This is a genomic window from Nocardia sp. NPDC003999, assembly GCF_053604885.1.
This window is the reverse complement of sequence record NZ_JBSGIB010000002.1, coordinates 24,819-46,569: the sequence shown is the minus strand read 5'-3', so window position 1 is coordinate 46,569 and position 21,751 is coordinate 24,819. Positions and strand designations below refer to the sequence as shown.

Genomic DNA, 21,751 nt, shown 5'->3' with positions numbered 1-21,751 from the left:
CGAGCGGCACGGTTCAGCGGGTGCCGTGCCCCTGACAGGCGGTCAGCGCGGTGTTCTTCGTGGCGTTGAACCGGTCGATCGCGGCGTTCAAAGTGTCGGTGTCGGCGCGGCGGGCCAGCGTGTCGGCCAAGGCGTTGGTGTCGTCGCGGTAGGCGCGCAGCGGGGTGGCGATCCCGGACGGCACTTCTCTGGTCACGCTCTGGTCCACCGAGCGCCCGTTGTTCCGCAGCGTCGTGACAGCCGCGTCGGCTTTGCCGTTCGTATCGGGATCGCCGCGGCCTTTCGTGTTGCTTGCATCGATGTAGTCGTTGAACGCGCGTACCGAGCTGCCGTTCGCGGCCAGGAAGGCGTCACAGGCCGACTTGGTGGCGCGTTCGGCCGCGGCGGCCCGTGCCGACGAGGCGGCGGCCGAGGAGGAGGTGACCTCGGAGGCGTACGCGGCCAGGTCGGTCCGGTTGACCTCCGCCGTGCCGGAGATCTGCTGTGCGCAGGCGCCTATGGTCAGCGCGCCCGCCGCGGTGGCCGTGGCGGCCACCAGCAGGCCCGCGCGTTCGAGTCGTCGCATGGTCGGTCCCTCGCTCCCCTCGGAAGTCCGGCCGGGACGGATGAACGGAGCCGGACAATCCGAAGGTACGTCGCGGGGACCCGCCACGCCGAGCCCGCGCCGATAACGATGGCCAACCGATATCGGCGCGGGGGAGCGGTTCAGCTCTGGCCGAGCATGGCTCGCATCTGCGCTATTTCGGCCTGCTGGGCGGCGATGATCCGCTGAGCGAGCGCCTTCGCGTCGGCGTTCTCGCCCTCGGCCAGCTCGGTCTGGGCCATGGCGATCGCGCCCGCGTGATGCTCGATCATCATGGTCAGCCATTGACGGTCGAAGTCCGGACCCGATGCCGCGTCCAGCGCCGCCATCTGTTCGGCGGACATCATGCCGGGCATCTCGTGGCCGCCGTGCCCCTCGCTCGGGGTGGGCGCCGGTTTGCCGAAGCTCTGCAAGAGGGTGGTGATCTGCTGCATCTCCGGCGCCTGTGCTTGCTCCACCTGCGTGGCGAGCGCACGCAGCTGCTGGTTGTCGGTGTGCGTCGGCACCAGCCGCGCCATTTCGACGGCTTGGGCGTGATGCGGATACATCATCTGGAGGAACATCACGTCCGCGTCGTTGTGCGCCGCACGGGCGGGCGCGGTCGTGACGGCCGCGGTGGTGGTCGAGGTGCCGTGCTCGGTGGTGTGCCCGGTGTCGGCGTCGCCGCATCCGGCGAGGCTCACCGCGGCCGCCGCGGCGAGAACGAGGGCCGATCGGGTGCGAGTGATGAACATGGGGTCGCTCCTTGCGAAGTGCGAAGTCTGAGGACGGAGTGGCCTGCGCCGCCACCGTGGTTCGGACACACGGCGGCGACGGAGTTGTCAGATCCGCAGAATCGCCAGTTCGGCCAAGGTGAGCACGGTCCACGGCGGCGGTCGTGCACGCCGCGCCCGCCAGTGCCGCGGTCGTGCCGCACCGCCGCCGGGGCGATCGAACGCCAATCGGCGGAGCAGCACCAACGCGGCCAACGCGATGGAGGCGGCCAAGATGAACACACAGCCGTGCAGTGCGCTGTGCTCGCCGTCGCACCCGCCGCCCGCGCAGTGGGACATCTTCGCCGCGACGGTCGCGTGCCATGACGCGCCTGAGGTCGCCTCGACGGCTCGAGGCGCAGACGAGTCGCGGGAAGCGACGGCCGGTGTGTCCGTGCCCGGGGTTGCCCGGACGGCTGGCGGGGTAGTCGAGTCGCGGGAAGCGACCACCGGTGCGGATGCGCCCGGTGTGCCCGATAACTCCTGGCCGCGTTGCCGGTCGTCGCGGTGCGCCCTGTCCTGAGGTCGATCGTGGCCGGTCGGAGCGCCGCCCGAGGATTGCGGTGTCGCGTGTCGATGAGGAAACCCGGGCGCGGCGGCAGCTCGTTCGAGTCCGTCGGCTCCCGCGTCGGAGGCGGTCGCGAGGGTGTGCACGCCGGCCGCGTGGGCGTGGCCGGAGAACCCGAAGACCGCCGAATGCATCGCGACGACCCCGGCGACCAACGCCAGCACCCCTAGGAGCTGGGCGAGCCCGGCGGCGGGAAGTGCGCGGCGGTCGACCACGAGTACCGAGTCTAGCCCCCGCTCTCGATATACCCGTTGGCGGTACCGGTATCTAGGAGCTCGCGACGTCGACGACCAATCGGGTCGGGTTGGACAGCGTGGTGACGGTGAAGGAGGGCCGGTCGGCCCGTACGCCGATGAACGACTGCGTCACGCCCTCGAACACCGTCGTCCGGTAGACGCCCGCGATGCCGGAGACCGCCGCGTCGACGGCCGGGTCCGGGCCCTCGTACGGTGTCACGCCGCTGTCGAACGGGTAAGCCGAGCCCAGGATTCGTACTTCCAGAATCGACCGGCCCGCCACGTCCACCGGATTGCCACTGGCGTCCTGCACCGCCCGGTCGGTGTACCGGACGATCCAACCGGGCGTGCCCGCCCCGCCGAGTTCGTAGACCACGCGATCGAAACCGGGCTGACTTCCCAGCCGCACATCGGTCACCGTGAGCGCGGCGTCGCCGGAAGGCTTGCCCTGCTTCGGTGCGGTGTCCCCGGGGGCTGGGGCCTGCGCTACCTCGACCGACGTGGCGGTGTTCGACGCGGCCGGTGGGCCCGGTGCCGACTCGCCGTCCCCGCAGCCCGCGAGCAGTGCCGTCGCGACCGCAACCATGAGCACCATCCTGTTGCGCATGGCCCGATGCTACTCAGCGAAAGGCCTCGGACGGCGTAACCGGAGAGCGTTGCGGCGCATTCGCCATCGGCCCGCCGCAAGCTACGCGGAGGTGCGAACACTCGTGCACCTCGAATGGTCGGCCTGCCGAGCCCGATTAATTGCTATTTGATTGCCATGGTTCATGTCCTGTGTGCGAGACTCCTGCCGTCGCCGGCGGAGTGAGTGCCTGCGCCGGATCGCCCCTCCGTCGAGCCCGAGAGGATCGGCGGTTGATCGAATGCCGTATTCACCGATGCGTCCGCGAAACCGCTTGTCCTGACCGGATTCAGCGTGCGGAGCGCCGTGCCGGGAATCCGGCGGAATCGATAGGGCGGGGTGGGCGCGACCATGCGGCAACGATCTAGCACACTTGAGGCGTGGGAAATGTCGAGGACGTACTTGGCCGGTTGCGGCGGTATCCGGACGTGGAGGCGCTGAACCTCTACGCCGTCGACGCCGCCGATCGGCTGATCCTCGACGTCGCGGCCGACGCCCTCGCGACTGTGAATAGCGGGAAAGTAGCCATCATCGGTGACGCCTATGGTGCACTGACCCTCGGCGCTATCGCGGGACACGATCTGCGCGACGTCCGGGTGCATCAGGACTTGCTCACCGGCGAACTCGCCCTCGCGAACAACGCCCGCGCGGTGGGCTTGTCGGATCGCTACACCGCGCACCCGCTCGGCCCCGAGTTGCTGCGTGATGCCCAGGTGGTCCTGCTTCGCCTGCCCCGGATGCTGGCCGGTCTGGCCGAGGTCGCCGACACGATCGCGCGCTACGCGGATCCGGCGGTCGAGGTGTTCGCGGGCGGGCGGGACAAATATCTGACCAAGTCGATGAACGACGTTCTGGCGCAGTCGTTCTCCGAGGTGCGCGCAAGCCGCGGCAGGCAGAAGTCGCGGACCCTGCTGGTGGCCGGACCCAAGCCCGTAGCCGGTCGGCCGTTCCCGGTGCGCGACCGGCTGGACGAACTCGGTCTCGACGTGGTCGCGCACGGCGCGGCGTTTTCCGGAGCCCGCCTGGACATCGGCACCAGGTTCCTGCTCGAGCACCTGAGACTGATGAAGCCGGACGCGCGCGACGCCATCGATCTCGGCTGCGGCACCGGCATCCTTGCCGTCGCGCTGGCCAAGGCGCGGCCGGGTATCAAGGTGATCGCCACCGACCAATCCGCCGCCGCGGTCGCCTCGGCGCGGGCCACCACCGAGGCGAACGGGGTCGCCGACCGAGTGTGCGTCGTGCGCGACGACGCCATGTCCTCGGCGGCGGACAACAGCGCCGACCTGGTGCTGTGCAATCCGCCGTTCCATATCGGCGCGGCCGTGCACACCGGATCGGCCATCAAAATGTTCGCCGAGACCGGGCGGGTGTTGCGCCCGGGTGGAGAGCTGTGGACGGTGTACAACTCGCATTTGAACTATCGGGCCGTAGTCGAACGGATGGTGGGCCGGACCGAAGTGATGGGCCGCAACCGGAAATTCACCGTGACTCGGTCGGTGCGTGGTCTGCACGACCCACGACAAAGGTAGAGTCCGAATTGTCCGGCTCTGTGTGACTCCCCGGGAACTCGCGACGGATGACAAACGTTGGACAGGGCAGTTGGATATCGAGTGAAGCAACTCGATGAACAGCGGCAACGACTCCAGAAAGGGACGCCGTTCACATGCGTACCACGAGCAATCCGGTTTTCAGGAACCTGCCAAGGCAGGAGGGCGGTGGATACGCCAGCTTCGGTTCCGGCGTGACCTCCGCCGGCCAGTTCGGCAACCAGTACGGCCAATACCCGCAGCAGTACGGCCAGTACCAGCAGGCTCCCCCCACCACGCGCTCGATGACCATCGACGACGTGGTGACGAAGACGGGCATCACCCTCGCGGTGCTCGCGCTGTCCGCGATCGTCTCCTACGGCCTCACCAACGCCAACACCTCGCTCGCGCCGCTGTTCGTGATCGGCGGCGGCCTGGTCGGCCTGGTGCTCGTGCTGATCGCGACCTTCGCGAACAAGATGGACAACCCGGCGATCGTGTTGTCCTACGCCGTCGCGGAGGGCCTTTTCCTCGGCGCCCTGTCGTTCATGTTCACCAATATCGAGTTCGGCGGGGTCGGCGGTAGCGCGCTGATCGGTCAGGCGGTGCTGGGCACCTTCGGTGTCTTCGCGGGCATGCTCGTGGTCTACAAGACCGGCGCCATCCGCGTGACGCCGCGATTCACCAGGATCATCGTCGGCGCCATGATCGGCATCCTGGTCCTGATGCTGGGCAACCTCGTCGCCAGCTTCTTCATCGACGGCGGCCTCGGCCTGCGCGACGGCGGTCCGCTCGCGATCGTGTTCAGCCTGGTGGTCATCGCCATCGCCGCGTTCAGCTTCCTGCTCGACTTCGACGCCGCCGATCAGCTGATCCGCGCGCAGGCTCCGGAGCGGGCGGCCTGGGGCGTCGCACTCGGCCTCACCGTCACCCTGGTGTGGCTGTACGTGGAGATCCTGCGGCTGCTGAGCTACTTCCAGAACGACTAGCCGATACGACGAAAGGGCGGTCGCCGGATATCCGGCGACCGCCCTTTCGTCCGCGGGTCAGCTCAAACGCTCGATGACCATCGCCATGCCCTGGCCGCCGCCGACGCACATGGTCTCCAGACCGAACTGCTTGTCGTAGGTCTGCAGGTTGTTGAGCAGCGTGGTGGTGATCCTGGCGCCGGTCATGCCGAACGGGTGTCCGAGTGCGATCGCGCCGCCGGAGACGTTCAGCTTGTCCTCATCGATCTTCAGCTCCCGCGCCGAGCCGAGGACCTGCACCGCGAACGCCTCGTTGATCTCGACGAGGTCGATGTCGTCGATGGTCTTGCCCGCCAGCGCCAGCGCGCGCTTGCACGCCTCGATCGGGCCGAGACCCATGATCTCCGGCGACAGACCGGACACGCCGGTGGAAACGATCCGCGCCAGCGGCGTCAGGCCCAGCTCCTTGGCCTTGGTGTCGCTCATGATGACCAGCGCCGCGGCGCCGTCGTTGAGCGGACAGCAGTTGCCCGCGGTGACGGTGCCGTCCGGGCGGAACACCGGCTTCAGCGCGGACACCGCCTCGTAGGTGACCCCGGCGCGGGGGCCGTCGTCCTTGCTGACCACGGTGCCGTCGGGCAGCGTCACCGGGGTGATCTCGCGCTCGAAGAAACCGTTCTTGATCGCCTCCTCGGCGCGGTTCTGCGACCGTACGCCCCAGCGGTCCTGGTCCTCGCGGGTGATGCCGGTGGAGGTCGCCACGTTCTCGGCGGTCTGGCCCATCGCGATGTAGACGTCCGGGATCAGGCCGTCCTCGCGCGGGTCGTGCCAGATGCCCGCGCCGCCCTCCGCGGTCTTCGCGGTGCGCTGCTGCGCTTCGGCGAACAGCGGGTTCTGCGTGTTGGGCCAGCTGTCGGCGGAACCGTTCACATAGCGCGACACGGTCTCCACACCCGCGGAGATGAACACATCGCCTTCGCCCGCCTTGATCGCGTGGAAGGCCATGCGGGTGGTCTGCAGCGACGACGCGCAGTAGCGGTGCACCGTGGTGCCCGGCACGAAGTCGTAGCCCAGCTGGACGGCGACGACGCGGGCGATGTTGAAGCCCTGTTCACCGCCAGGCGAGCCGCAGCCCAGGATCAGGTCGTCGATCTGGGCGGGGTCCAGGGCAGGCACCTTGTCGAGCGCTGCCCGCACAATCTGCGTGGTCAGATCGTCGGGCCGCAGGTCGACCAGCGAACCCTTGCGGGCCCGGCCGATCGGGGAGCGTGCGGTCGAAACGATGACGGCCTCAGGCATGAGGACTCCTTGGGTCGGACGGTTCTGGCGAACCGGAGTTGTTACTCACGGGTTCGTACCGAATCTACGTCCCGTCGCGGAGTACCGAAAGCGCCTGTCCCGCCCAGTGCCTCCAGCAGCGCCGGGAGCAATTGCGCTGCGGCCAGTTCGTAGCCGGCCGCCGACGGGTGGAAGCCGTCGGCGGCGAACAGCAGCTCCGGCGCGGCGCGGAACTCGGGGGCGAGCAGGTAACCCATGCGGACGGGTTGCCCGCCCGCGACCGTCGTCGCCACGTGCTGCGCCTTGGCCAACCGCACGCTCCAGTTCTGCACGACGGTGCGCAGCGGCTGGGGAATGGCCGCCACAGTGCCGAGATTCGGGCAGGTGCCGACCACCACCACCGCGTCGGCGCGGCGCAACCGGGCGACCGCGGCGGCGAGCCTGCGCGCGGAGGCGCGGATCGAGTGCTTCTTGGTGACATCGTTGGCGCCGACGAGAATGACCGCGGCATCCGGCGGCGGGCCCGCGACGAACATCGCGTCCACCTGCCCGGCCAGACCCTTGGACGTGGCGCCGGAGATCGCCTTGGTGCTCAGGCGGATCCGCTGCCCGGTCGCCTCGGCGAGTCCTCGGGCCAGGCGCACGCCCGGCACCTCGTCGGCCACCGCGCAGCCGAGGCCCGCCGCGGTGGAGTCGCCGAAGATCATCAGATGGAGGTCGGCGTGCTTGCCCGCGCGCCACGGCTCGGGCTCCGCGCAGCCCGCGGTGTAGATGCCGTCGGCTTCCGGCGGCTTCGAGGTGTCCCGGCCGATCATTCCGCGCGCGACGCCCGCCTGCGCCATGAGCAGACGGTAGGTCGCCCACCACGCGGTCCCCGCGCCGGAACCGGCGAGCACGGCCGCGGCACCGGTCAGCGCGGCCGCGCGCCAGCGAAACTGAGGTGCGCTCACGCCAGGAATTTTACGAAAATCCGCCGAGTCGACCAGCGGCGAACATAGGCGCACCGGCAGCCGTTGCGGGCTTCCAGGCGTCGCGGGTGCGTCGACGGATGGTCGGGCGATAGGCCACCGACGATCAGCAGCAGCCGGACGGTCGCCGAGTCGGCCATCGAGAATCCGGTGCGCGTGGAGCGTTCTGTGATCGCGGACCGTCGCGTGTGCGCAGCGCGTCGCAGCAGGATCGAGGACCTGGCTTCGGCTGCTGCTGAGTAGGGGGCGCAGCTGCCCTGCGGTCCTCTGACCCCGCACTGTCGTCGGCAAACGTGTGTGGATAACACCCGCTCGGGTCAGCTCGGGACCCGCGACGGCGGGGTCGCCGCAAGGCAGGCCCGAAATGTGCGCGTCGCGATCCGCCGAGGTCAGCCCGGTACGACGAAGCTGCCGCGGGCCGGGATGCTCGCCGCGTCGGTGGAGATGGTGACCTCGACCAGGCCGGGGCCCGTGTCCTGGAACAGCGCGTATTGGATGCTGCCGTAGATGCCGGTGACCACGATGTTGTCGTAGCTGCCCGTCGCGCCGGTGGTGACGTTGCGCCACGCCACGGTGGTGCGGACCTCGCACAGCGGCGCCAGCGGGTAGGAGCCCGGCCCGATGCCGTTCACGGGCAGCGCGCGCACGTTGAGGATGGCGCGCCCGGGCCATTCCGGGCCGGTGTCGGCCCAGGTGCGGATGCTTGTCCAGCACAGGCCGCCGCGCGCGAGCGTCGGCACCTGCGGGAATTCGACGGTGGCCGCCTCCGCTGGAGCGCCGGATCCGACCACTAGGGCCACTGCCGATCCGGCCAGAAGCATTGCGGCGCGGGCGATGTTCGGCTGCCTCATGGCAGCGATCCTAAGGCCGCGGGCCCCGGTTCGCCGGTAGTCCGCGGCCGCTGCACACGGCGTGCGCGAACTCACAGTTAGTGCGTCTGCAACTATGGGGGCCATGCGCATCGCGGATCATGTCGTGGATCTCATCGGCAACACGCCGCTGGTCCGGTTGAACTCGGTCGTGGGACCGAACGCGGGGCTGGTCGCTGCCAAGATCGAATACTTGAACCCGGGCGGCAGCTCCAAGGACCGGATCGCGGTGAAGATGATCGACGCCGCCGAGCGGTCCGGGAAGCTGCGGCCCGGCGGCACCATCGTCGAGCCCACGTCCGGCAACACCGGTGTCGGCCTCGCCCTGGTCGCGCAGCAGCGCGGCTACAAGTGCGTGTTCGTCTGCCCGGACAAGGTCAGCGAGGACAAGCGCAACGTGCTGCGGGCTTACGGCGCCGATGTCGTGGTCTGCCCGACCGCCGTGCCGCCGGACCACCCGAACAGCTACTACAGCGTCTCCGACCGCCTGGTTCGTGAGATCGACGGCGCGTGGAAGCCCGACCAGTACTCCAACCCGGGCGGCCCGGAAAGCCACTACGAGACGACCGGCCCGGAGATCTGGCGCGACACCGACGGCAAGGTCACCCACTTCGTGGCGGGTGTCGGCACCGGCGGCACCATCACCGGCACCGGCCGCTACCTCAAGGAGGTCTCCGGCGGGAAGGTGCGGATCATCGGCGCCGACCCGGAGGGTTCGGTGTACTCGGGCGGCACCGGGCGGCCGTACCTGGTCGAGGGCGTCGGCGAGGACTTCTGGCCGTCGGCCTACGACCCCGCCGTGCCGGACGAGATCATCGCGGTCTCCGACGCGGATTCCTTCGAGATGACCCGTAGGCTCGCCCGCGAGGAAGGCTTGCTGGTCGGCGGTTCCTGCGGCATGGCGGTCGTCGCGGCCGTCGAGGTGGCGCGGCGCGACCCGGACGCGGTGGTCGTGGTGCTGCTGCCCGACGGTGGACGCGGCTACCTGTCGAAGATCTTCAACGACGAGTGGATGAGTTCCTACGGGTTCCTGCGTGAACGGCTGGACGGCACGGCCGAACCGCTCGTGGGCGACGTCTTGCGCGGCAAGTCCGGCGAGCTGCCGGACCTGGTGCACACCCACCCGTCGGAGACGCTGCGCGACGCGATCGAGATCCTGCGCGAGTACGGCGTCTCCCAGATGCCCGTGGTCGGCGCCGAGCCGCCGGTCATGGCGGGCGAGGTCGCGGGCAGCGTGTCCGAGCGCGACCTGCTGTCGGCGGTCTTCGAGGGCCGGGCCAACCTGACCGATTCGGTGGCCCAGCACATGAGCCCCTCGTTCCCGCTGATCGGTTCGGGCGAGCCCATCTCCGCCGCGACGAAGGCGCTCTCCGACACCGACGCGCTGATGGTCGTCGAGGACGGCAAGCCCGTCGGCGTGATCACCCGCCACGACCTGCTCGGTTTCCTCAGCACGGGCAACATCGGGAAGTAGACGAGACCACGGCGAGCGGCGAACCCGGAAGCCGAGTCACGGCGGCTTCCGGCCGAACGCCTATGCCGGTCTCCTGCCGCGGACCGTTTCGCGGACGCCGCCGGTGATCAGGTCGGTCCATTCGTCGGCCAGCAGCGCCAGTCGGTACCAGGCTGCGTGCACCCGGGTGTCGGACACTTTCTCGGCGGTGTGCAGCAGATGGCTGGCGTGGACGTGGGCGGCGGCCATGCGGTCGACCGTGGCGCCGATGGATTCGCTGCGCAAATGGTCGGTCGCACGCCTTCGGGGCAGTCGGTCGACCACCCACGCATCGATCGTGGCCACCAGTTCGGCGCGGCGGCAATCTATTCCAGCGGCGGCCAGCGGATCGGAGTGGCGCTGCCGGTGCAGCGCTGCCAGCGTCCTGGCCCAGCCGACCAGGGGGTGGTCTTCGCCCGACTCGCTCGGGTGCCCGCCGAAGGCGGCGACCAGTTCGCGCTGATCCGGCAGCGGCCGTACGACGCCGTGCGAGCGTCGTGGCAGATGGTCACGCACGAACATGGCAGGCTCCCAGTGCATTCGGAACGGACCGCCGTACGCCGCGGTCGATCGACAAGCTGTGCATCGTGCACCTCCGATGGTGTGGTGGTGGAGGCATCGCCCCAATGCCGGGTCCCTCTAAAGGATGCGCGCTTTCGCTGGCCTACCGGTGACACCCACATGGCACTTGAATGACAAGACGTAACAATGCGCTAGCTTCCGCCCGCACACGCCTGTGAGGTGCGGTTTCGCGGGCCCGGCGCAGCTCAGCACAGGTCGTCGCGGGTGCGCGGACGTATCCGTGCGCGAGCGATTCAGCCGGGGAGGATCTGGTGGGTCATCGCGAAGACGGCCGCGCCCGCCCGGGTGTGGCGGCCGGTCTTGGAGCGGATTTCGGCCAGATGGTGGGTGACGGCGCGCTCGGGCAACAGCAGTTCCGCGGCGATCTCCCGGCCGCAGCGGCCGCGGGCCCTCAGCCGGAGGATGTCGGTCTCGGCCTCGGACAGGCCGTGGACAGCGGGGATGGTGGTGTCGTCCGCGGCGGCACGGACGACGGCGGCACAGGCATCGCCGTCCAGTCGGCCCGCCGCGACCTCGGCCGCCAGTTGGGCAGCGGCTTCCTCGGGCCGGGCGGCGGGGCGATAGGGCCGCGCTTCGGTGCAGGCCGCGAAAACATCGGCGGCCGCGAGCAATCGAGCACCGGGTGGAAGGTCGCGCTTGCGCCGCGGGTAGCCGCTGCCGTCGAGTCGTTCGTGGTGACCCGCCGCGAGATCGGCCAGCGCCGCCAGCCCGGGGCAGCGGCGCAGGATGCGCTCGGTCCGAAGACTCTGCAGCCGAACGCGTTTCCAGTCCCAGGGTCCCAGCGGGCCGCGACGGTCCCAGACCGCGCTCGACACCGCGACCCGGCCGAGATCGTGCAGCAGGGCGGCGGCGCGTAGTGCCGCTCTTTCGTCGGCGGGCACGCCCATCCGGACGGCCGCGGCATCGGCGAGGCCGGCCACGTGCGCCGAATGCCCCAGCAGATAACGGCCTTTCAAGTCGACGATCATGGCCAGCGCCAGACCGGGCCGGTCGAGTTCGGCGGACGGAAGCGAAGACCGCGTCCCCGGTTCCGCGGCGAGGACGGCGGCCAGCAGGTCGGGAACGTCGAGCACCGCGCGGATGGCATCGGCATCGCAGACGGCCACCAGGTCGGGGTCGAGATGGCCGCCGGCCCGGCGCCGCAACTCGTCGAGAACGACGCCCTGCCGTCTCGCCACAGTGCCCAGAGCGGAGCGTGTTCTGTCGTGCGGGGTGGCCGGATGCGCGTTGCCGTGCCCCGAGACGGTCGCGAGTTCATCGCCGACCGCGTCCAGCGCGAGCACCGCCTGTTCGGCCACGTGCAGAACGCGGCCCGCGATCGAAATGGATTCCCCGCGCAGCCGGTTCGGCGCACCCAGTCCGTCCCAGCGTTCCTCCACCTCGGTCAGGGCGCGGACCGAGGCATCCGGCAGACCCAGGTGCGATCCGAGCGCCTCGACGACCTCGCTCGACGAGCGCAGCGCCTGCGTGGCGCCGGACCGCAACCGGGCGACGAACCGATTGCGCAGCGCCGATTGGGCGGCGGGCGCCCAGCCGCCGAATCGGCGCAGTTGCTCGGTGAAGACGGCGGAATCACCCGGATCCAGCACGTGGCAGGCGCGCTGGAAGGCGATGTCGTCGGCATACGCCTGCGCGTTCTCCGAGGCGCGGCCGGTACATCCGAGATCGACGAGCAGGGCGGCATGGAAGACCGCGCGGCGATCGGCTTCCGGCAGCCCGATCCGCGCGGCCAGGTCGGTGGCGACCAGGCAGGTGGCCAGCCCCTTCTCGAACGGCATACCGGCGGCGAGATCGGTGGTCAGCGACAGTGCCGCGAAAATCTCGGCGGCGCGGATCGACGACATGCACCGACAGTAGTGTCCATACGCGGCTCGCGCAGACCCGAATCCGTTCTCGGAGATCGTGATCCGCGTCGTGACCGAGTCGGCGTCCGATCGGCTACAGAACGGTGGTCCGGCGCGGAAAGGGCGGATTCGCCCGGATGCCGTCGGCGAACGGCATCCGGCAATCCATCCGCACCCTTTTCGCCGCGTTCCGCACCACGCCCGGCGGCATCACGCCGGGACGGGGCGGATCAGCGGAGCGCGCGGTCGCTACGCGGCTCCGCCGCCGAACGGCTCGTCAGCGGAAAGCGTTCGCGTCGGTCAACGCCCGGCCCAGCACGAGCTGGTGTACCTCCGCGGTGCCCTCGTAGGTGAGCACCGACTCCAGATTGTTCGCATGGCGCAAGACCGGGTAGTCGAGCGTGATGCCGTTGGCGCCCAAGATGGTTCGGCACTCGCGGGCGATCGCGATGGCCTCGCGCGTGCTGTTCAGCTTGCCCGCGCTCACCTGCTCCGGCGTGACCGCGCCGCGGTCCTTCAGCCGTCCGATGTGCAGCGCGAGCAGCTGGCCCTTGCCGAACTCCAGCGCCATGTCGGCCAGCTTGGCCTGGGTGAGCTGGTAGGCGGCCAGCGGCTTGTCGAACACCTCGCGGGTCCTGGCGTACTCGATGGTGGCCGCCAGGCACTCGCGCGCCGCGCCGAGCGCGCCGAAGACGATGCCGAAGCGCGCCTCGCTCAGGCAGGCCAGCGGCGCGGCCAGTCCCCTCGACCCCGGCAGCACCGCGTCCGCGGGCAGGCGAACCTCGTCCAGGTCCAGTTCCGCGGTGACCGACGCGCGCAGCGACAGCTTGCGGTGCATCTCCCGCGTCGTGAACCCGGGCGTCCCGGCCGGGACCAGGAATCCGCGGATCACCTGCCTGCCTTCGTCCTCGGTCTGCGCCCAGACCACCGCGACATCGCTCACCGAGCCGTTGGTGATCCACATCTTCGAGCCGCTCAGCACCCAATCGGAGCCGTCGCGCTTCGCCCGGGTGCGCATGCCGCCCGGATTCGAACCGAAGTCCGGCTCGGTCAACCCGAAACAGCCGAGCGCGCGGCCGGCGGCCAGCTCCGGCAGCCACTGCTGTTTCTGTTCCTCGGAGCCGAATTCGTGGATGGCGGTCATCGCCAGCGACCCCTGGACCGAGACCATGCTGCGGATGCCGGAGTCCACCGCCTCCAGCTCCTGGCAGGCCAGACCGTAGGTGGTGGCCGACATGCCCGCGCAGCCGTACCCCTCCAGATGCATGCCGAGCAGTCCCAGCGCGCCCAGCTCAGGGGCGAGCTCGCGGGCGGGGAAGGTGCCCGCCTCGAACCACTCCGCGACGTGCGGGCGCAGTCGCTGCGTCGCGAAGCTCGCGACGGTGTCCCGGATCTCGCGCTCGTCGTCGGACAGCAGCGTGTCGGTGGCGAACAGTTCTTCCACAGTGACCATGGACTCAGCCTAAAGGGGCGGCGAAATAGTGAGACCGAACTCACGCCCCTTACTTCGGTGCAAGATTTCCGTGCTGGTGGTGACGTCGGTGTAATTCGATCGGATCGAGGGGCGCTGTCCCGCTATGCCGACGCCGTTGTGCGGATTCGTCCGTTTCGCCTGCGTACGCAGCGGCGATATGCCTACACCGGGAAGTTGCCCGGGAATCGCCCCGATTAGGCTGAGCCCCATGAGCGAGCTGGGATTCTCCACACGGGCCGTGCACGCCGGGTATGAACCCGATCCGCAGACCGGCGCGGTGAATGTGCCCATCTACGCGAGTTCGACGTTCGCCCAGGACGGCGTGGGCGGGTTGCGCGGCGGTTTCGAATACGCCCGCACCGGCAACCCGACGCGGTCGGTACTGGAAGCGAACCTCGCCGCGCTGGAATCGGGCCGCTACGGCCGGGCGTTCGCGTCCGGCATGGCCGCGACCGACTGTGCGCTGCGGGCCACGTTGCGTCCGGGTGATCACATCGTGATCCCCGACGACGCCTACGGCGGCACCTTCCGGCTGATCGACAAGGTCTTCAGCCAGTGGGGGATCGAGCACTCGCCCGCGCACGTGTTCAACGTGGACGAGATGCGCGCCGCGATCCGGCCGAACACCAAGCTGGTGTGGATCGAAACCCCGACCAACCCCCTGCTGAGCATCGGCGACATCCCCGCGCTGGCCGACGTCGCGCACGCGGCGGGCGCGAAACTGGTCGTCGACAACACCTTCGCGACGCCCTACCTGCAGCAGCCGCTGCTGCTCGGCGCCGACATCGTGGTGCACTCCACCACCAAGTACCTCGGCGGCCACTCCGACGTCATCGGCGGCGCGCTGATCACCGACGATCCGGAACTCGACGCGGCGTTCGCGTTCCTGCAGAACGGCGCGGGCGCGGTGCCCGGCCCGTTCGACGCGTTCCTCACGCTGCGCGGCACCAAGACCCTCGCCCTGCGGATGGATCGGCACTGCGACAACGCCGAGACCATCGCGGAGTTCCTGTCCGGGCACCCGTCGATCTCGCATGTGATCTACCCCGGCCTGCCGGAGCACCCGGGCCATGCCGTCGCGGCGAAGCAGATGCGGCGCTTCGGCGGGATGATCTCGGTGCGCCTCAATGGTGACGTCGAAGCCGCGCGGAAGTTTTGCGCGCGGACCGAGGTCTTCACCCTCGCCGAGTCCCTGGGCGGTGTCGAGTCACTGATCGAGCATCCGGCCGCGATGACGCACGCCTCCACCGAAGGTTCCGAGCTGGAGGTGCCCGCGGACTTGGTGCGGCTTTCGGTCGGCATCGAGGATGTCAGCGACCTGCTTGCGGACATCGAGCAGGCATTGAGCTAGGTTCACGGACATGAGGAAGCGGCCGCACCCGATGATCGGGCGCGGCCGCTCGTGTCCGCGGGGGTATCGGCCTGCCGTGGCGGCGCGACCGAGAGCGTCAGCTGTGGTAGGGCTCGGCGCTGAGCAGGGTGACCTTCATCGTGTTCCCATTGGGCAGCGTGTATTCCCTGGTCTCGCCCACCTTGGCGTCGATGAGCGCGCCGCCGAGGGGCGAGTTCGGCGAGTACGTCTCCAGCTTGGAATCGCGGAGACCCTCCTCGCGGGTGGCGATCAGGAAGGTTTCGGTGTCCGTCTCGTCGCCGTCGTAGTAGACCTTGACGACCGACCCGGGAAGCGCCACGCCGGACTTGGTCGGTGCGACGCCGACCTTGGCGTTGTTCAGCAGCTCTTGCAGCTGGCGAATGCGCGCCTCCTGCTGACCCTGCTCCTCGCGCGCGGCGTGGTACCCGCCGTTCTCCTTGAGGTCGCCCTCTTCCCGGCGTTCGTTGATCTCGGCGGCGATGACCGGACGATTGGCGATGAGCGCGTCGAGTTCGCTCTTGAGCCTGTCGTGCGACTCCGGGGTCAGCCAGGTCACTTGCGTCTCAGTCATCTCGATCACTCCCTAGTAGTTGTTCCCGGCAGGCCGGGATTCCCTGAGCACCGGCGTGTGCCCACCCGGAAGCGGGCACGCGCCAGTCGACGGCTAGAGCGATCCTGGGAAGTTCATCGAACCCCGACAGGCCCCGGTCACGGGCGAAATCGCAAGCCCGAACCCTCAGCGCTGGCCGCCAATGCAGCAAACACGGCTCCGAGCTCCGGAACCGTGTATCACGCCATTTTAGCATGATTCACAAATGTGCAGGTCGGAGTTAATTTCGCGGGCAAATCGCCGGTTTATGCGCGGAAATCAGCCAACTCGCAGATAGCTGGGTACCCGATCGCTGCACGCGTACACGCTGCCCGACACGGGACGCGCGGACGAGCGCACGACGGTGGTCAACTCGACCGTCCCGCTGCTCGACGGCTCGATCAGCACTTCCCTCCGGCCGAGTTCGGAGCCGTCGCGAGCCATCGCGCGGACGAAACACACCACCGGCTGCTGCGGGTCGGCCCGGGTGACCTTGAGGTGGATGGTCATGGTCGAGTCGTCGACGACGACGTAGCCGAGCTGCTCGGCCTCGATGTCCTCCGGCCCGTACTTCTGATAGCCCAGGTAGGCCACGCCGAGTCCCGCGAGCACCACCAGCACGCCGAGCACCGGCACGATCCAGCGGCGCGGCTTGCGTGGCCCGGTGCCGTAGCGGTCGGGCGGGGGTCCGCCGGGAGACGCCGCCTTCGCGTCGCCGCCGCTCTCCGGCGCGGGCTGGCTCATCGTGGTCGCTCCCGGGGGGTACGTCGGAACAAATGTGGGTCGAATGGAACTATAGGTAACGAAGCCCCGACACCCGCGACCGAGAGCGACGGAGAACGAGACGTGAGTGGCCTTCGCCTCATGGCGGTGCACGCCCACCCAGACGACGAATCCAGCAAGGGTGCCGCGACGACCGCCCGTTACGCCGACGAAGGACACGACGTCCTCGTCGTGACGCTGACCGGCGGAGAGCGTGGAAGCATCCTGAACCCGGCCATGGACACGCCCGGCGTCCTGGAGCGGATCCACGAGATCCGCCGTGAGGAGATGGCCGCCGCGGCCCGTGCGCTCGGCGTGCGCCAGCACTGGCTCGGTTTCGTCGACTCGGGCCTGCCCGAGGGCGACCCCCTCCCGCCGCTGCCCGAGGGCAGCTTCGCGCTGGTTCCGCTGGAGGAGGCCACCGAGGCCCTGGTGCGCGTGGTGCGCGAGTTCAAGCCGCACGTGATGACCACCTACGACGAGACCGGCGGCTACCCGCACCCCGACCACATCCGCTGCCACGAGGTGTCGATGGCGGCGTTCGAGGCGGCGGGCGACCCCGAGCGCTTTCCCGGCGCGGGCGAGCCGTGGACGCCGCTCAAGCTGTACTACGACCACGGCTTCAGCATGAAGCGGATGGAGATCTTCGCCGCGGAGTACGAGCGCCTCGGCGAACCGTTCCCGCTGCAGGAGTGGCTGGACCGGATGCGCAAGTACGCCGCCGAGCGCGGTGACATGTTCGCCAGGATCACCACCCAGATCGACTGCGCCAAGTACTTCCCGCAGCGCGACGACGCCTTGCGCGCGCACGCGACGCAGATCGATCCGAACGGCGCGTTCTTCGCCATTCCGATGGAGATGCAGCAGCGGTTGTGGCCGACCGAGGAGTTCGAGCTGGCCAAGACCCGCGTGCGCACCGAGCTGCCGGAGACCGACCTGTTCGCGGGCATCGAGGACGAGCGGTCGTGACGTTCGTCCTGCTCGCCCAGACACCCGGAACGCCGACCGGCCCCGAGTTCGGCAAGGCGTCGCCGCTCGGCCTGGTCATCATCCTGATTCTGCTCGCGGGCACCTTCCTGCTGGTCCGGTCGATGAACCGGCACATCAAGGGCCTGCCTGCGACCTTCGAGCCCGAGCACCCGGAACCGGACCAGGAGGCCGACGAGGGCACCGAGCACGGCATCACCCGCCGTGCCGAGGAATCGAAGGGCGCCGACCCCGAAGGGCGAGCCGAATCCGGCTGAGCGGCGAAACCCTCGCTGACCTGCTCGTTGTTACCTTTCCGCGCTCTCTTTCGTCAATGAGGTAGTCGCGGCGCGAACCACGGCCTTTCGTCGAAAGCCGACACCCCGGTTCCCGCGCGCGTCTGCTTCCGAACGCTGAGAGTCAGGACGAGCAATGACATTCGACGAACTGCGGGCCACGCTGCCCGGCCGCGTGCTGGTGGCCGGTGACGAGGGCTTCGAAACCGCGGCGCGGCCCTGGACGACAACCGTCGACCAGCCGGTGGCCGCCGTGGTGCGGGCCGGAGACGCCGGTGACGTCGCGGCCGTGGTCCGGTACGCGGGCCGCGTGGGCGTGCCGGTGGTCACCCAACCGACCGGACACGGCGCGTCCGGTGGCGTGCCCGAGGCGATCCTGCTGCGCACCGGGTATTTGGACGGCATCGAGATCGATCCCCGGCGTCGGGTGGCGCGCGTGGGCGCCGGAGTGTCGTGGGGTCGGGTGCAGGCGGCCGCGGCCAGGCACGGGCTGACCGGGCTCGCGGGCAGCAATCCGGTCGTCGGCGTGACCGGCTACACCCTCGGCGGCGGCATGAGCTGGTTCGGCCGCAAGCACGGCTGGGCCGCCGACGCGGTGCGCGCGTTCGAGATCGTCGACGCGGAGGGCGCTGCGCGCCGGGTCACGGCCGAGGACGATCCGGACCTGTTCTGGGCGTTGCGCGGCGGTGGCGGCGACTTCGCCGTCGTGACGGCGCTCGAGTTCGATCTGTTTCCCGCGCCGGAGCTGTTCGGCGGCCGCATGCTGTGGCCGCAAACGCGGATTCGCGAGGTGTTCGACGCATTCCAGGAGATCACCGCGGCGGCTCCGCACGAACTGTCGGTGTGGTTCCAGCGTTTGCAGATCCCGGACGCACCGCCGATGGTCGGCGTGGACGCGGTGTATCTGGGTGATCCTGATCGTGGACGGACGCTGCTGACCGCCCTGGACGCCATCGGAGATCTCATTCTCGACAAGCGCGGCGTGTTCGGGGCCGCCGACATCGGCGCGGTCACCGCCGAACCCACGGACCCGAGCCCGTCGCTGTCCCGTGCGGAGCAGCTCACCGATCTCGGCGACGCCGTGGTCAAGACCCTGATCGAGGAACCGGTCGCCCCGCTGGCCAATGTGCAGATCCGGCACCTGGGCGGCGCCCTGGCCGAAGCCCGGCCCGATGGTGGCGCGCGCGGCCCGATCGCGGAGCCGTACCTGCTCTACTGCCTTGGTCTCGGGCTGCCGCACCTGCGCGATGCGGTCGAGGCGCGGCGCACCGCCATCGTCGGCGCGGTGAGCGGGCAGATCAGCGGCCACAAGCCGTATACCTTCCTTACGCCCGGCGAGACGGCCGACGCCGCTTTCGACGCCGCGACGCTGAACCGGCTGCGCGAGATCAAGCGTGCCCGCGACCCGCACGGCGTCATCCGGGCCAACTATCCGGTGTTCGGGTAGGCCGCGGAGCAGAACGGCCAGTCGGGGTCGCGTCCCGCTGCCAGCAGCGCGATGGTCCGGAGCTCCGCGTCGGTCAGGCCGCCGAAGGCGTGCCGGTGGTCCGGTGGACCCACGGGCCGAGGTCGGGAGGCGATCTCGGCCCCGCCGCCGTTCAGAACGGCCAGTCGGCGTCGCGTCCCGCCTCCAACAGCCGGATCATCCGGAACGCCACGTCGGTCAGGCCGCCGAAGGCGTGCCGGTGCGGGGTGCCGCTGAGGGCGTGCCCGTAGCGGTATCCGGCCAGGTTCCACGTGTAGAGCGGTACCCGAGACGAAAGGAATTGCCGCACCCCATTTTTCGGAGCGGAATGGCCGAGGAAAAGCGGCGACGGGCTGCTCGCCGTATCGAGCGACCGAAATGGTTTCGGCAGGAATTGAACCCGAAGTAACCGTTGCCTGCGCACCGGAGACGCGCCGAATCTTTCGCCCGAGCGAGACGGTCCGCTTCGCGGGTGCGCGAATTCGGTGGTAGTGCGCCCGAGATGAAATTCGGCGACGGAACGTACCGCTCCGCCATTGAGCTACCGGACCATGGGGTCCGGGCGGGACTCGAACCCGCAACCTGTCCATTAGAAGTGGAAGTGCCTGCGCACCGGGCGCACCACCGAGGGGAGCGGGGCCGTCCGGCCCGCGCATTTTCCTTCGCGGTCACGAGAAGCACACTGTCGGCAACTATCTCGACGCAAGGTGGAGTTCGCATTGCCGCGCGCTTGTCGGTGTCCTGTGTTACCAATTCAGCCAAACCGCTCGACCGAAGGAAGCTCATGGACAACGTGATCGGACAGATCGACCGTGCACTGGATGCGACCGGAGCGATCGTCGCCGCCGTGGGAGGAGCGGATCTGACGACGCCGACGCCGTGCCGGGACTGGGATGTCCGCACCGTTCTCAACCACACGGTCGGCGGTATGCACATCTTCGCGGCGGCCCTGAGCGGCATGGATACCGGCGCCGACCACGAATCCGACTGGCTCGGCGGTGATCCGCAGGGCGCGTACGCCGCGGCGGCCGAGGTGGACCGCGCGGCCTGGCACCGGCCCGATGCGCTGGACGGCACGGTGGGCATCTCGCTCGGTGAACTGCCCGGCCCCGCGGCCGCGCTGGTGCATCTCACCGAGATTCTCGTGCACGGGGTGGATATCGCGGTGGCCATCGATCGGCCGGATCTGGCCGACGACGGGTTGTGTGGCGAATTGCTCGCCACCATGCATGCCGCGGGTGGCATCGATTCCTTCCGCGCACCCGGCATTTTCGGTCCCGAGGTGCTGGTCGCCGACGACGAACCGGCACACCGCAGACTGTTGGCGTACGTCGGACGCGAGGTACTGGCGCGCACGTAGTCCGTCGTTTTCGGCGGGTGCGTCGAAACCTTCAACTGTGCCGAAGATTTTCGACGAGTTGTTCCGGCAGGCAGTTCCGCGGAAAGCAGACGATATGCCCAGCCGCTTCCCGCGCGAAGTTCGGGCGCCCGAGTTCTGGGCGGCGACGGGTATACCGGCTCGAGCGAACCGAGCCCTGTGGATCCGGAAACCCTGCCGTGGACTGCTCTACCAATTGAGCCACCGGATCGAAACGATCCGGACGTGACTCGAACCCGCAACCGATCGCGTGTATCGGAAGTATCCGTTGCCTGCGCACCCGGTTCGGCAATCGGTCCTATGCAACCGGCGCAGCTCAATTTGCTATGGAACCGGAAAGCCGGGCGGCGTATGGCCGATGGTGGCGGTGACCTTCTGGGCCGATGACAACCAGACGCTTGCCGCGCCGGCCAGGCGCGACACCATTACGGTTTCCGGCGTTCTGGCCGACCTCGCGGTCCGCTCGTGGGACCGGCATCTGCTCGACCTGGCTCTGACGTTCGGCCCCGGCCCGTCGGGGCCGTGGCGTGCCGAGCCGAGCGCGCCGGCTCCTTACTGAGACGTGAGCGTGCGGCGAACCGGTTGACGCAGAATGGTTTTCGTCCTCTCGTTCGGTGTCCGGCGCGGGTCGGACAAGTAGATCTCGTGGTGGCGGCCGTGGTGCGCCCATCCCTCGGCCGCCATGAGGGCGTCCATGCGAGCCAGGGTCTCGGGCTCGGTCGCGTACGGGCCCAGGTGCAGGACCTGGATCGCCTCGCCCTCGGTGAGTCGTTCGAAGGACGCGCCGGTCACCATGTCGGCGGTCACCACTTCCGGCATGCGAATCAGCAGTTTCCAGTGCCATTGGTCGCGTGGCACCGTCAGTGGCGGAGCGTCGGATTCGACCCACCACAGGCCCTCGAGTTTGGGCACGACGAAGTCCTGCCCTGCGGCTTTCGCCGCCTTCTTCGCGCCGTACGCGGCCCGGTAGAGCGTTTGCACCGCCGCCGCGTAGACCGGGCCGTCAGGGTCCCCGATTCCTTCGACCGTCACGTAGTCGTATGCGCTGAATGTCCGGACCACAGGTCGCGTGCTCGCTCCGTAGTAGTGGCCATCGGTTCGGGCCAGATCGATTTTCATTCCTCGACCGTGTCGTCTCCCGCCGCGGGAGAGTCA

Annotated in this window: 23 protein-coding genes; 9 read left to right on the top strand and 14 right to left on the bottom strand. The window is 69.2% G+C overall.

Features of this window, described 5'->3' with window-relative positions; genetic code table 11:
• Window positions 1-13: 13 nt before the first annotated feature.
• The 4 genes from ACWESM_RS04390 to ACWESM_RS04375 form a co-directional block, all read right to left on the bottom strand.
• Window positions 14-565, bottom strand: a complete 552-nt coding sequence (locus ACWESM_RS04390; RefSeq protein WP_356966799.1) for a hypothetical protein — start codon at window positions 563-565, stop codon at window positions 14-16.
• A gap of 140 nt (window positions 566-705) precedes the next feature.
• Window positions 706-1,317 (bottom strand): DUF305 domain-containing protein, encoded by a 612-nt coding sequence (locus tag ACWESM_RS04385; RefSeq protein ID WP_355078566.1) that lies wholly within the window; start codon window positions 1,315-1,317, stop codon window positions 706-708.
• An 87-nt stretch (window positions 1,318-1,404) separates the two neighbouring features.
• A complete protein-coding gene (locus tag ACWESM_RS04380; RefSeq protein WP_452490958.1) occupies window positions 1,405-2,118 on the bottom strand; it encodes a hypothetical protein in 714 nt (237 codons plus the stop codon).
• Between the two features lie 52 nt (window positions 2,119-2,170).
• On the bottom strand, window positions 2,171-2,746 hold the full coding sequence (locus tag ACWESM_RS04375) for an AMIN-like domain-containing (lipo)protein (RefSeq protein ID WP_355078568.1): 576 nt from the start codon (window positions 2,744-2,746) through the stop codon (window positions 2,171-2,173).
• A 398-nt stretch (window positions 2,747-3,144) separates the two neighbouring features.
• On the opposite strand from ACWESM_RS04375, the gene ACWESM_RS04370 reads away from it, so the two are divergent.
• Together ACWESM_RS04370 and ACWESM_RS04365 are read left to right on the top strand one after the other, a co-directional pair.
• Window positions 3,145-4,296, top strand: a complete 1,152-nt coding sequence (locus tag ACWESM_RS04370) for a class I SAM-dependent methyltransferase (protein WP_364429034.1) — start codon at window positions 3,145-3,147, stop codon at window positions 4,294-4,296.
• A 134-nt stretch (window positions 4,297-4,430) separates the two neighbouring features.
• Entirely contained in the window at window positions 4,431-5,282 is an 852-nt protein-coding gene (locus ACWESM_RS04365; protein ID WP_355078570.1) for a Bax inhibitor-1/YccA family protein, read from the top strand.
• A gap of 57 nt (window positions 5,283-5,339) precedes the next feature.
• Here the strand turns inward: ACWESM_RS04365 and ACWESM_RS04360 are convergent, their stop codons facing one another.
• The 3 genes from ACWESM_RS04360 to ACWESM_RS04350 all read right to left on the bottom strand — a co-directional run bounded on the left by ACWESM_RS04360 (window position 5,340) and on the right by ACWESM_RS04350 (window position 8,358).
• On the bottom strand, window positions 5,340-6,560 hold the full coding sequence (locus ACWESM_RS04360) for an acetyl-CoA C-acetyltransferase (protein WP_355078571.1): 1,221 nt from the start codon (window positions 6,558-6,560) through the stop codon (window positions 5,340-5,342).
• Window positions 6,561-6,601: 41 nt separating this feature from the next.
• Window positions 6,602-7,489 (bottom strand): SGNH/GDSL hydrolase family protein, encoded by an 888-nt coding sequence (locus tag ACWESM_RS04355; RefSeq protein ID WP_364429038.1) that lies wholly within the window; start codon window positions 7,487-7,489, stop codon window positions 6,602-6,604.
• Window positions 7,490-7,896: 407 nt separating this feature from the next.
• Window positions 7,897-8,358, bottom strand: coding sequence for a hypothetical protein (locus ACWESM_RS04350; RefSeq protein ID WP_356966792.1), 462 nt, complete (start codon window positions 8,356-8,358; stop codon window positions 7,897-7,899).
• 103 nt (window positions 8,359-8,461) lie between these two features.
• On the opposite strand from ACWESM_RS04350, the gene ACWESM_RS04345 reads away from it, so the two are divergent.
• Entirely contained in the window at window positions 8,462-9,850 is a 1,389-nt protein-coding gene (locus tag ACWESM_RS04345) for a cystathionine beta-synthase (RefSeq protein WP_195082524.1), read from the top strand.
• A 60-nt stretch (window positions 9,851-9,910) separates the two neighbouring features.
• Here the strand turns inward: ACWESM_RS04345 and ACWESM_RS04340 are convergent, their stop codons facing one another.
• The 3 genes from ACWESM_RS04340 to ACWESM_RS04330 all read right to left on the bottom strand — a co-directional run bounded on the left by ACWESM_RS04340 (window position 9,911) and on the right by ACWESM_RS04330 (window position 13,747).
• On the bottom strand, window positions 9,911-10,390 hold the full coding sequence (locus tag ACWESM_RS04340) for a DUF4254 domain-containing protein (protein WP_355078574.1): 480 nt from the start codon (window positions 10,388-10,390) through the stop codon (window positions 9,911-9,913).
• Between the two features lie 293 nt (window positions 10,391-10,683).
• Window positions 10,684-12,294 carry an HD domain-containing phosphohydrolase gene (locus tag ACWESM_RS04335; protein WP_452490957.1) on the bottom strand — a complete coding sequence of 537 codons (1,611 nt, stop codon included), beginning with the start codon at window positions 12,292-12,294 and terminating at the stop codon, window positions 10,684-10,686.
• Window positions 12,295-12,571: 277 nt separating this feature from the next.
• Entirely contained in the window at window positions 12,572-13,747 is a 1,176-nt protein-coding gene (locus ACWESM_RS04330) for an acyl-CoA dehydrogenase family protein (protein ID WP_355078576.1), read from the bottom strand.
• 229 nt (window positions 13,748-13,976) lie between these two features.
• Here ACWESM_RS04330 and ACWESM_RS04325 point away from each other — a divergent pair, with 229 nt between their 5' ends.
• The gene (locus tag ACWESM_RS04325) at window positions 13,977-15,119 is read left to right on the top strand and encodes a cystathionine gamma-synthase (RefSeq protein WP_355078577.1); all 1,143 of its coding nucleotides are present in this window, start codon (window positions 13,977-13,979) and stop codon (window positions 15,117-15,119) included.
• Between the two features lie 97 nt (window positions 15,120-15,216).
• On the opposite strand, the gene greA is transcribed toward ACWESM_RS04325, so the two are convergent.
• A complete protein-coding gene (gene greA, locus ACWESM_RS04320; protein ID WP_028477722.1) occupies window positions 15,217-15,711 on the bottom strand; it encodes a transcription elongation factor GreA in 495 nt (164 codons plus the stop codon).
• A gap of 297 nt (window positions 15,712-16,008) precedes the next feature.
• Entirely contained in the window at window positions 16,009-16,473 is a 465-nt protein-coding gene (locus ACWESM_RS04315; RefSeq protein ID WP_355078578.1) for a DUF4307 domain-containing protein, read from the bottom strand.
• A gap of 102 nt (window positions 16,474-16,575) precedes the next feature.
• Here ACWESM_RS04315 and mca point away from each other — a divergent pair, with 102 nt between their 5' ends.
• The 3 genes from mca (at window position 16,576) to ACWESM_RS04300 (ending at window position 19,200) form a co-directional block, all read left to right on the top strand.
• Window positions 16,576-17,460 carry a mycothiol conjugate amidase Mca gene (gene mca / locus ACWESM_RS04310; protein ID WP_356966785.1) on the top strand — a complete coding sequence of 295 codons (885 nt, stop codon included), beginning with the start codon at window positions 16,576-16,578 and terminating at the stop codon, window positions 17,458-17,460.
• Window positions 17,457-17,735 carry a hypothetical protein gene (locus ACWESM_RS04305; protein WP_356966784.1) on the top strand — a complete coding sequence of 93 codons (279 nt, stop codon included), beginning with the start codon at window positions 17,457-17,459 and terminating at the stop codon, window positions 17,733-17,735. Before mca ends, ACWESM_RS04305 begins: the two co-directional genes overlap by 4 nt.
• Before the next feature lie 154 nt (window positions 17,736-17,889).
• Window positions 17,890-19,200: an FAD-binding oxidoreductase gene (locus tag ACWESM_RS04300; RefSeq protein ID WP_452490956.1), complete on the top strand. Its 1,311-nt coding sequence runs from the start codon at window positions 17,890-17,892 to the stop codon at window positions 19,198-19,200.
• A 151-nt stretch (window positions 19,201-19,351) separates the two neighbouring features.
• On the opposite strand, the gene ACWESM_RS04295 is transcribed toward ACWESM_RS04300, so the two are convergent.
• Window positions 19,352-19,528, bottom strand: a complete 177-nt coding sequence (locus ACWESM_RS04295; RefSeq protein WP_355078582.1) for a hypothetical protein — start codon at window positions 19,526-19,528, stop codon at window positions 19,352-19,354.
• 474 nt (window positions 19,529-20,002) lie between these two features.
• Here ACWESM_RS04295 and ACWESM_RS04290 point away from each other — a divergent pair, with 474 nt between their 5' ends.
• Complete coding sequence (locus tag ACWESM_RS04290) at window positions 20,003-20,578, top strand: TIGR03086 family metal-binding protein (protein ID WP_355078583.1); 576 nt, start codon at window positions 20,003-20,005, stop codon at window positions 20,576-20,578.
• Between the two features lie 376 nt (window positions 20,579-20,954).
• A complete protein-coding gene (locus ACWESM_RS04285) occupies window positions 20,955-21,155 on the top strand; it encodes a hypothetical protein (protein WP_452490955.1) in 201 nt (66 codons plus the stop codon).
• Here ACWESM_RS04285 and ACWESM_RS04280 read toward each other — a convergent pair.
• Entirely contained in the window at window positions 21,149-21,715 is a 567-nt protein-coding gene (locus tag ACWESM_RS04280; RefSeq protein WP_364429057.1) for a GyrI-like domain-containing protein, read from the bottom strand. The two genes, ACWESM_RS04285 and ACWESM_RS04280, sit on opposite strands and share 7 nt — an antisense overlap.
• Window positions 21,716-21,751: the final 36 nt, after the last annotated feature.

What these genes read in the sequence shown, in the direction of transcription:
- ACWESM_RS04390 (WP_356966799.1), bottom strand. Translation starts at nt 565, where the DNA reads ATGCGACGACTCGAACGCGCGGGCCTGCTGGTGGCCGCCACGGCCACC.
- ACWESM_RS04385 (WP_355078566.1), bottom strand. Translation starts at nt 1,317, where the DNA reads ATGTTCATCACTCGCACCCGATCGGCCCTCGTTCTCGCCGCGGCGGCC.
- ACWESM_RS04375 (WP_355078568.1), bottom strand. Translation starts at nt 2,746, where the DNA reads ATGCGCAACAGGATGGTGCTCATGGTTGCGGTCGCGACGGCACTGCTC.
- ACWESM_RS04365 (WP_355078570.1), top strand. Translation starts at nt 4,431, where the DNA reads ATGCGTACCACGAGCAATCCGGTTTTCAGGAACCTGCCAAGGCAGGAG.
- ACWESM_RS04360 (WP_355078571.1), bottom strand. Translation starts at nt 6,560, where the DNA reads ATGCCTGAGGCCGTCATCGTTTCGACCGCACGCTCCCCGATCGGCCGG.
- ACWESM_RS04350 (WP_356966792.1), bottom strand. Translation starts at nt 8,358, where the DNA reads ATGAGGCAGCCGAACATCGCCCGCGCCGCAATGCTTCTGGCCGGATCG.
- ACWESM_RS04345 (WP_195082524.1), top strand. Translation starts at nt 8,462, where the DNA reads ATGCGCATCGCGGATCATGTCGTGGATCTCATCGGCAACACGCCGCTG.
- ACWESM_RS04340 (WP_355078574.1), bottom strand. Translation starts at nt 10,390, where the DNA reads ATGTTCGTGCGTGACCATCTGCCACGACGCTCGCACGGCGTCGTACGG.
- ACWESM_RS04335 (WP_452490957.1), bottom strand. Translation starts at nt 12,294, where the DNA reads ATGTCGTCGATCCGCGCCGCCGAGATTTTCGCGGCACTGTCGCTGACC.
- ACWESM_RS04330 (WP_355078576.1), bottom strand. Translation starts at nt 13,747, where the DNA reads ATGGTCACTGTGGAAGAACTGTTCGCCACCGACACGCTGCTGTCCGAC.
- ACWESM_RS04325 (WP_355078577.1), top strand. Translation starts at nt 13,977, where the DNA reads ATGAGCGAGCTGGGATTCTCCACACGGGCCGTGCACGCCGGGTATGAA.
- greA (WP_028477722.1), bottom strand. Translation starts at nt 15,711, where the DNA reads ATGACTGAGACGCAAGTGACCTGGCTGACCCCGGAGTCGCACGACAGG.
- ACWESM_RS04315 (WP_355078578.1), bottom strand. Translation starts at nt 16,473, where the DNA reads ATGAGCCAGCCCGCGCCGGAGAGCGGCGGCGACGCGAAGGCGGCGTCT.
- ACWESM_RS04300 (WP_452490956.1), top strand. Translation starts at nt 17,890, where the DNA reads ATGACATTCGACGAACTGCGGGCCACGCTGCCCGGCCGCGTGCTGGTG.
- ACWESM_RS04290 (WP_355078583.1), top strand. Translation starts at nt 20,003, where the DNA reads ATGGACAACGTGATCGGACAGATCGACCGTGCACTGGATGCGACCGGA.
- ACWESM_RS04285 (WP_452490955.1), top strand. Translation starts at nt 20,955, where the DNA reads ATGGTGGCGGTGACCTTCTGGGCCGATGACAACCAGACGCTTGCCGCG.
- ACWESM_RS04280 (WP_364429057.1), bottom strand. Translation starts at nt 21,715, where the DNA reads ATGAAAATCGATCTGGCCCGAACCGATGGCCACTACTACGGAGCGAGC.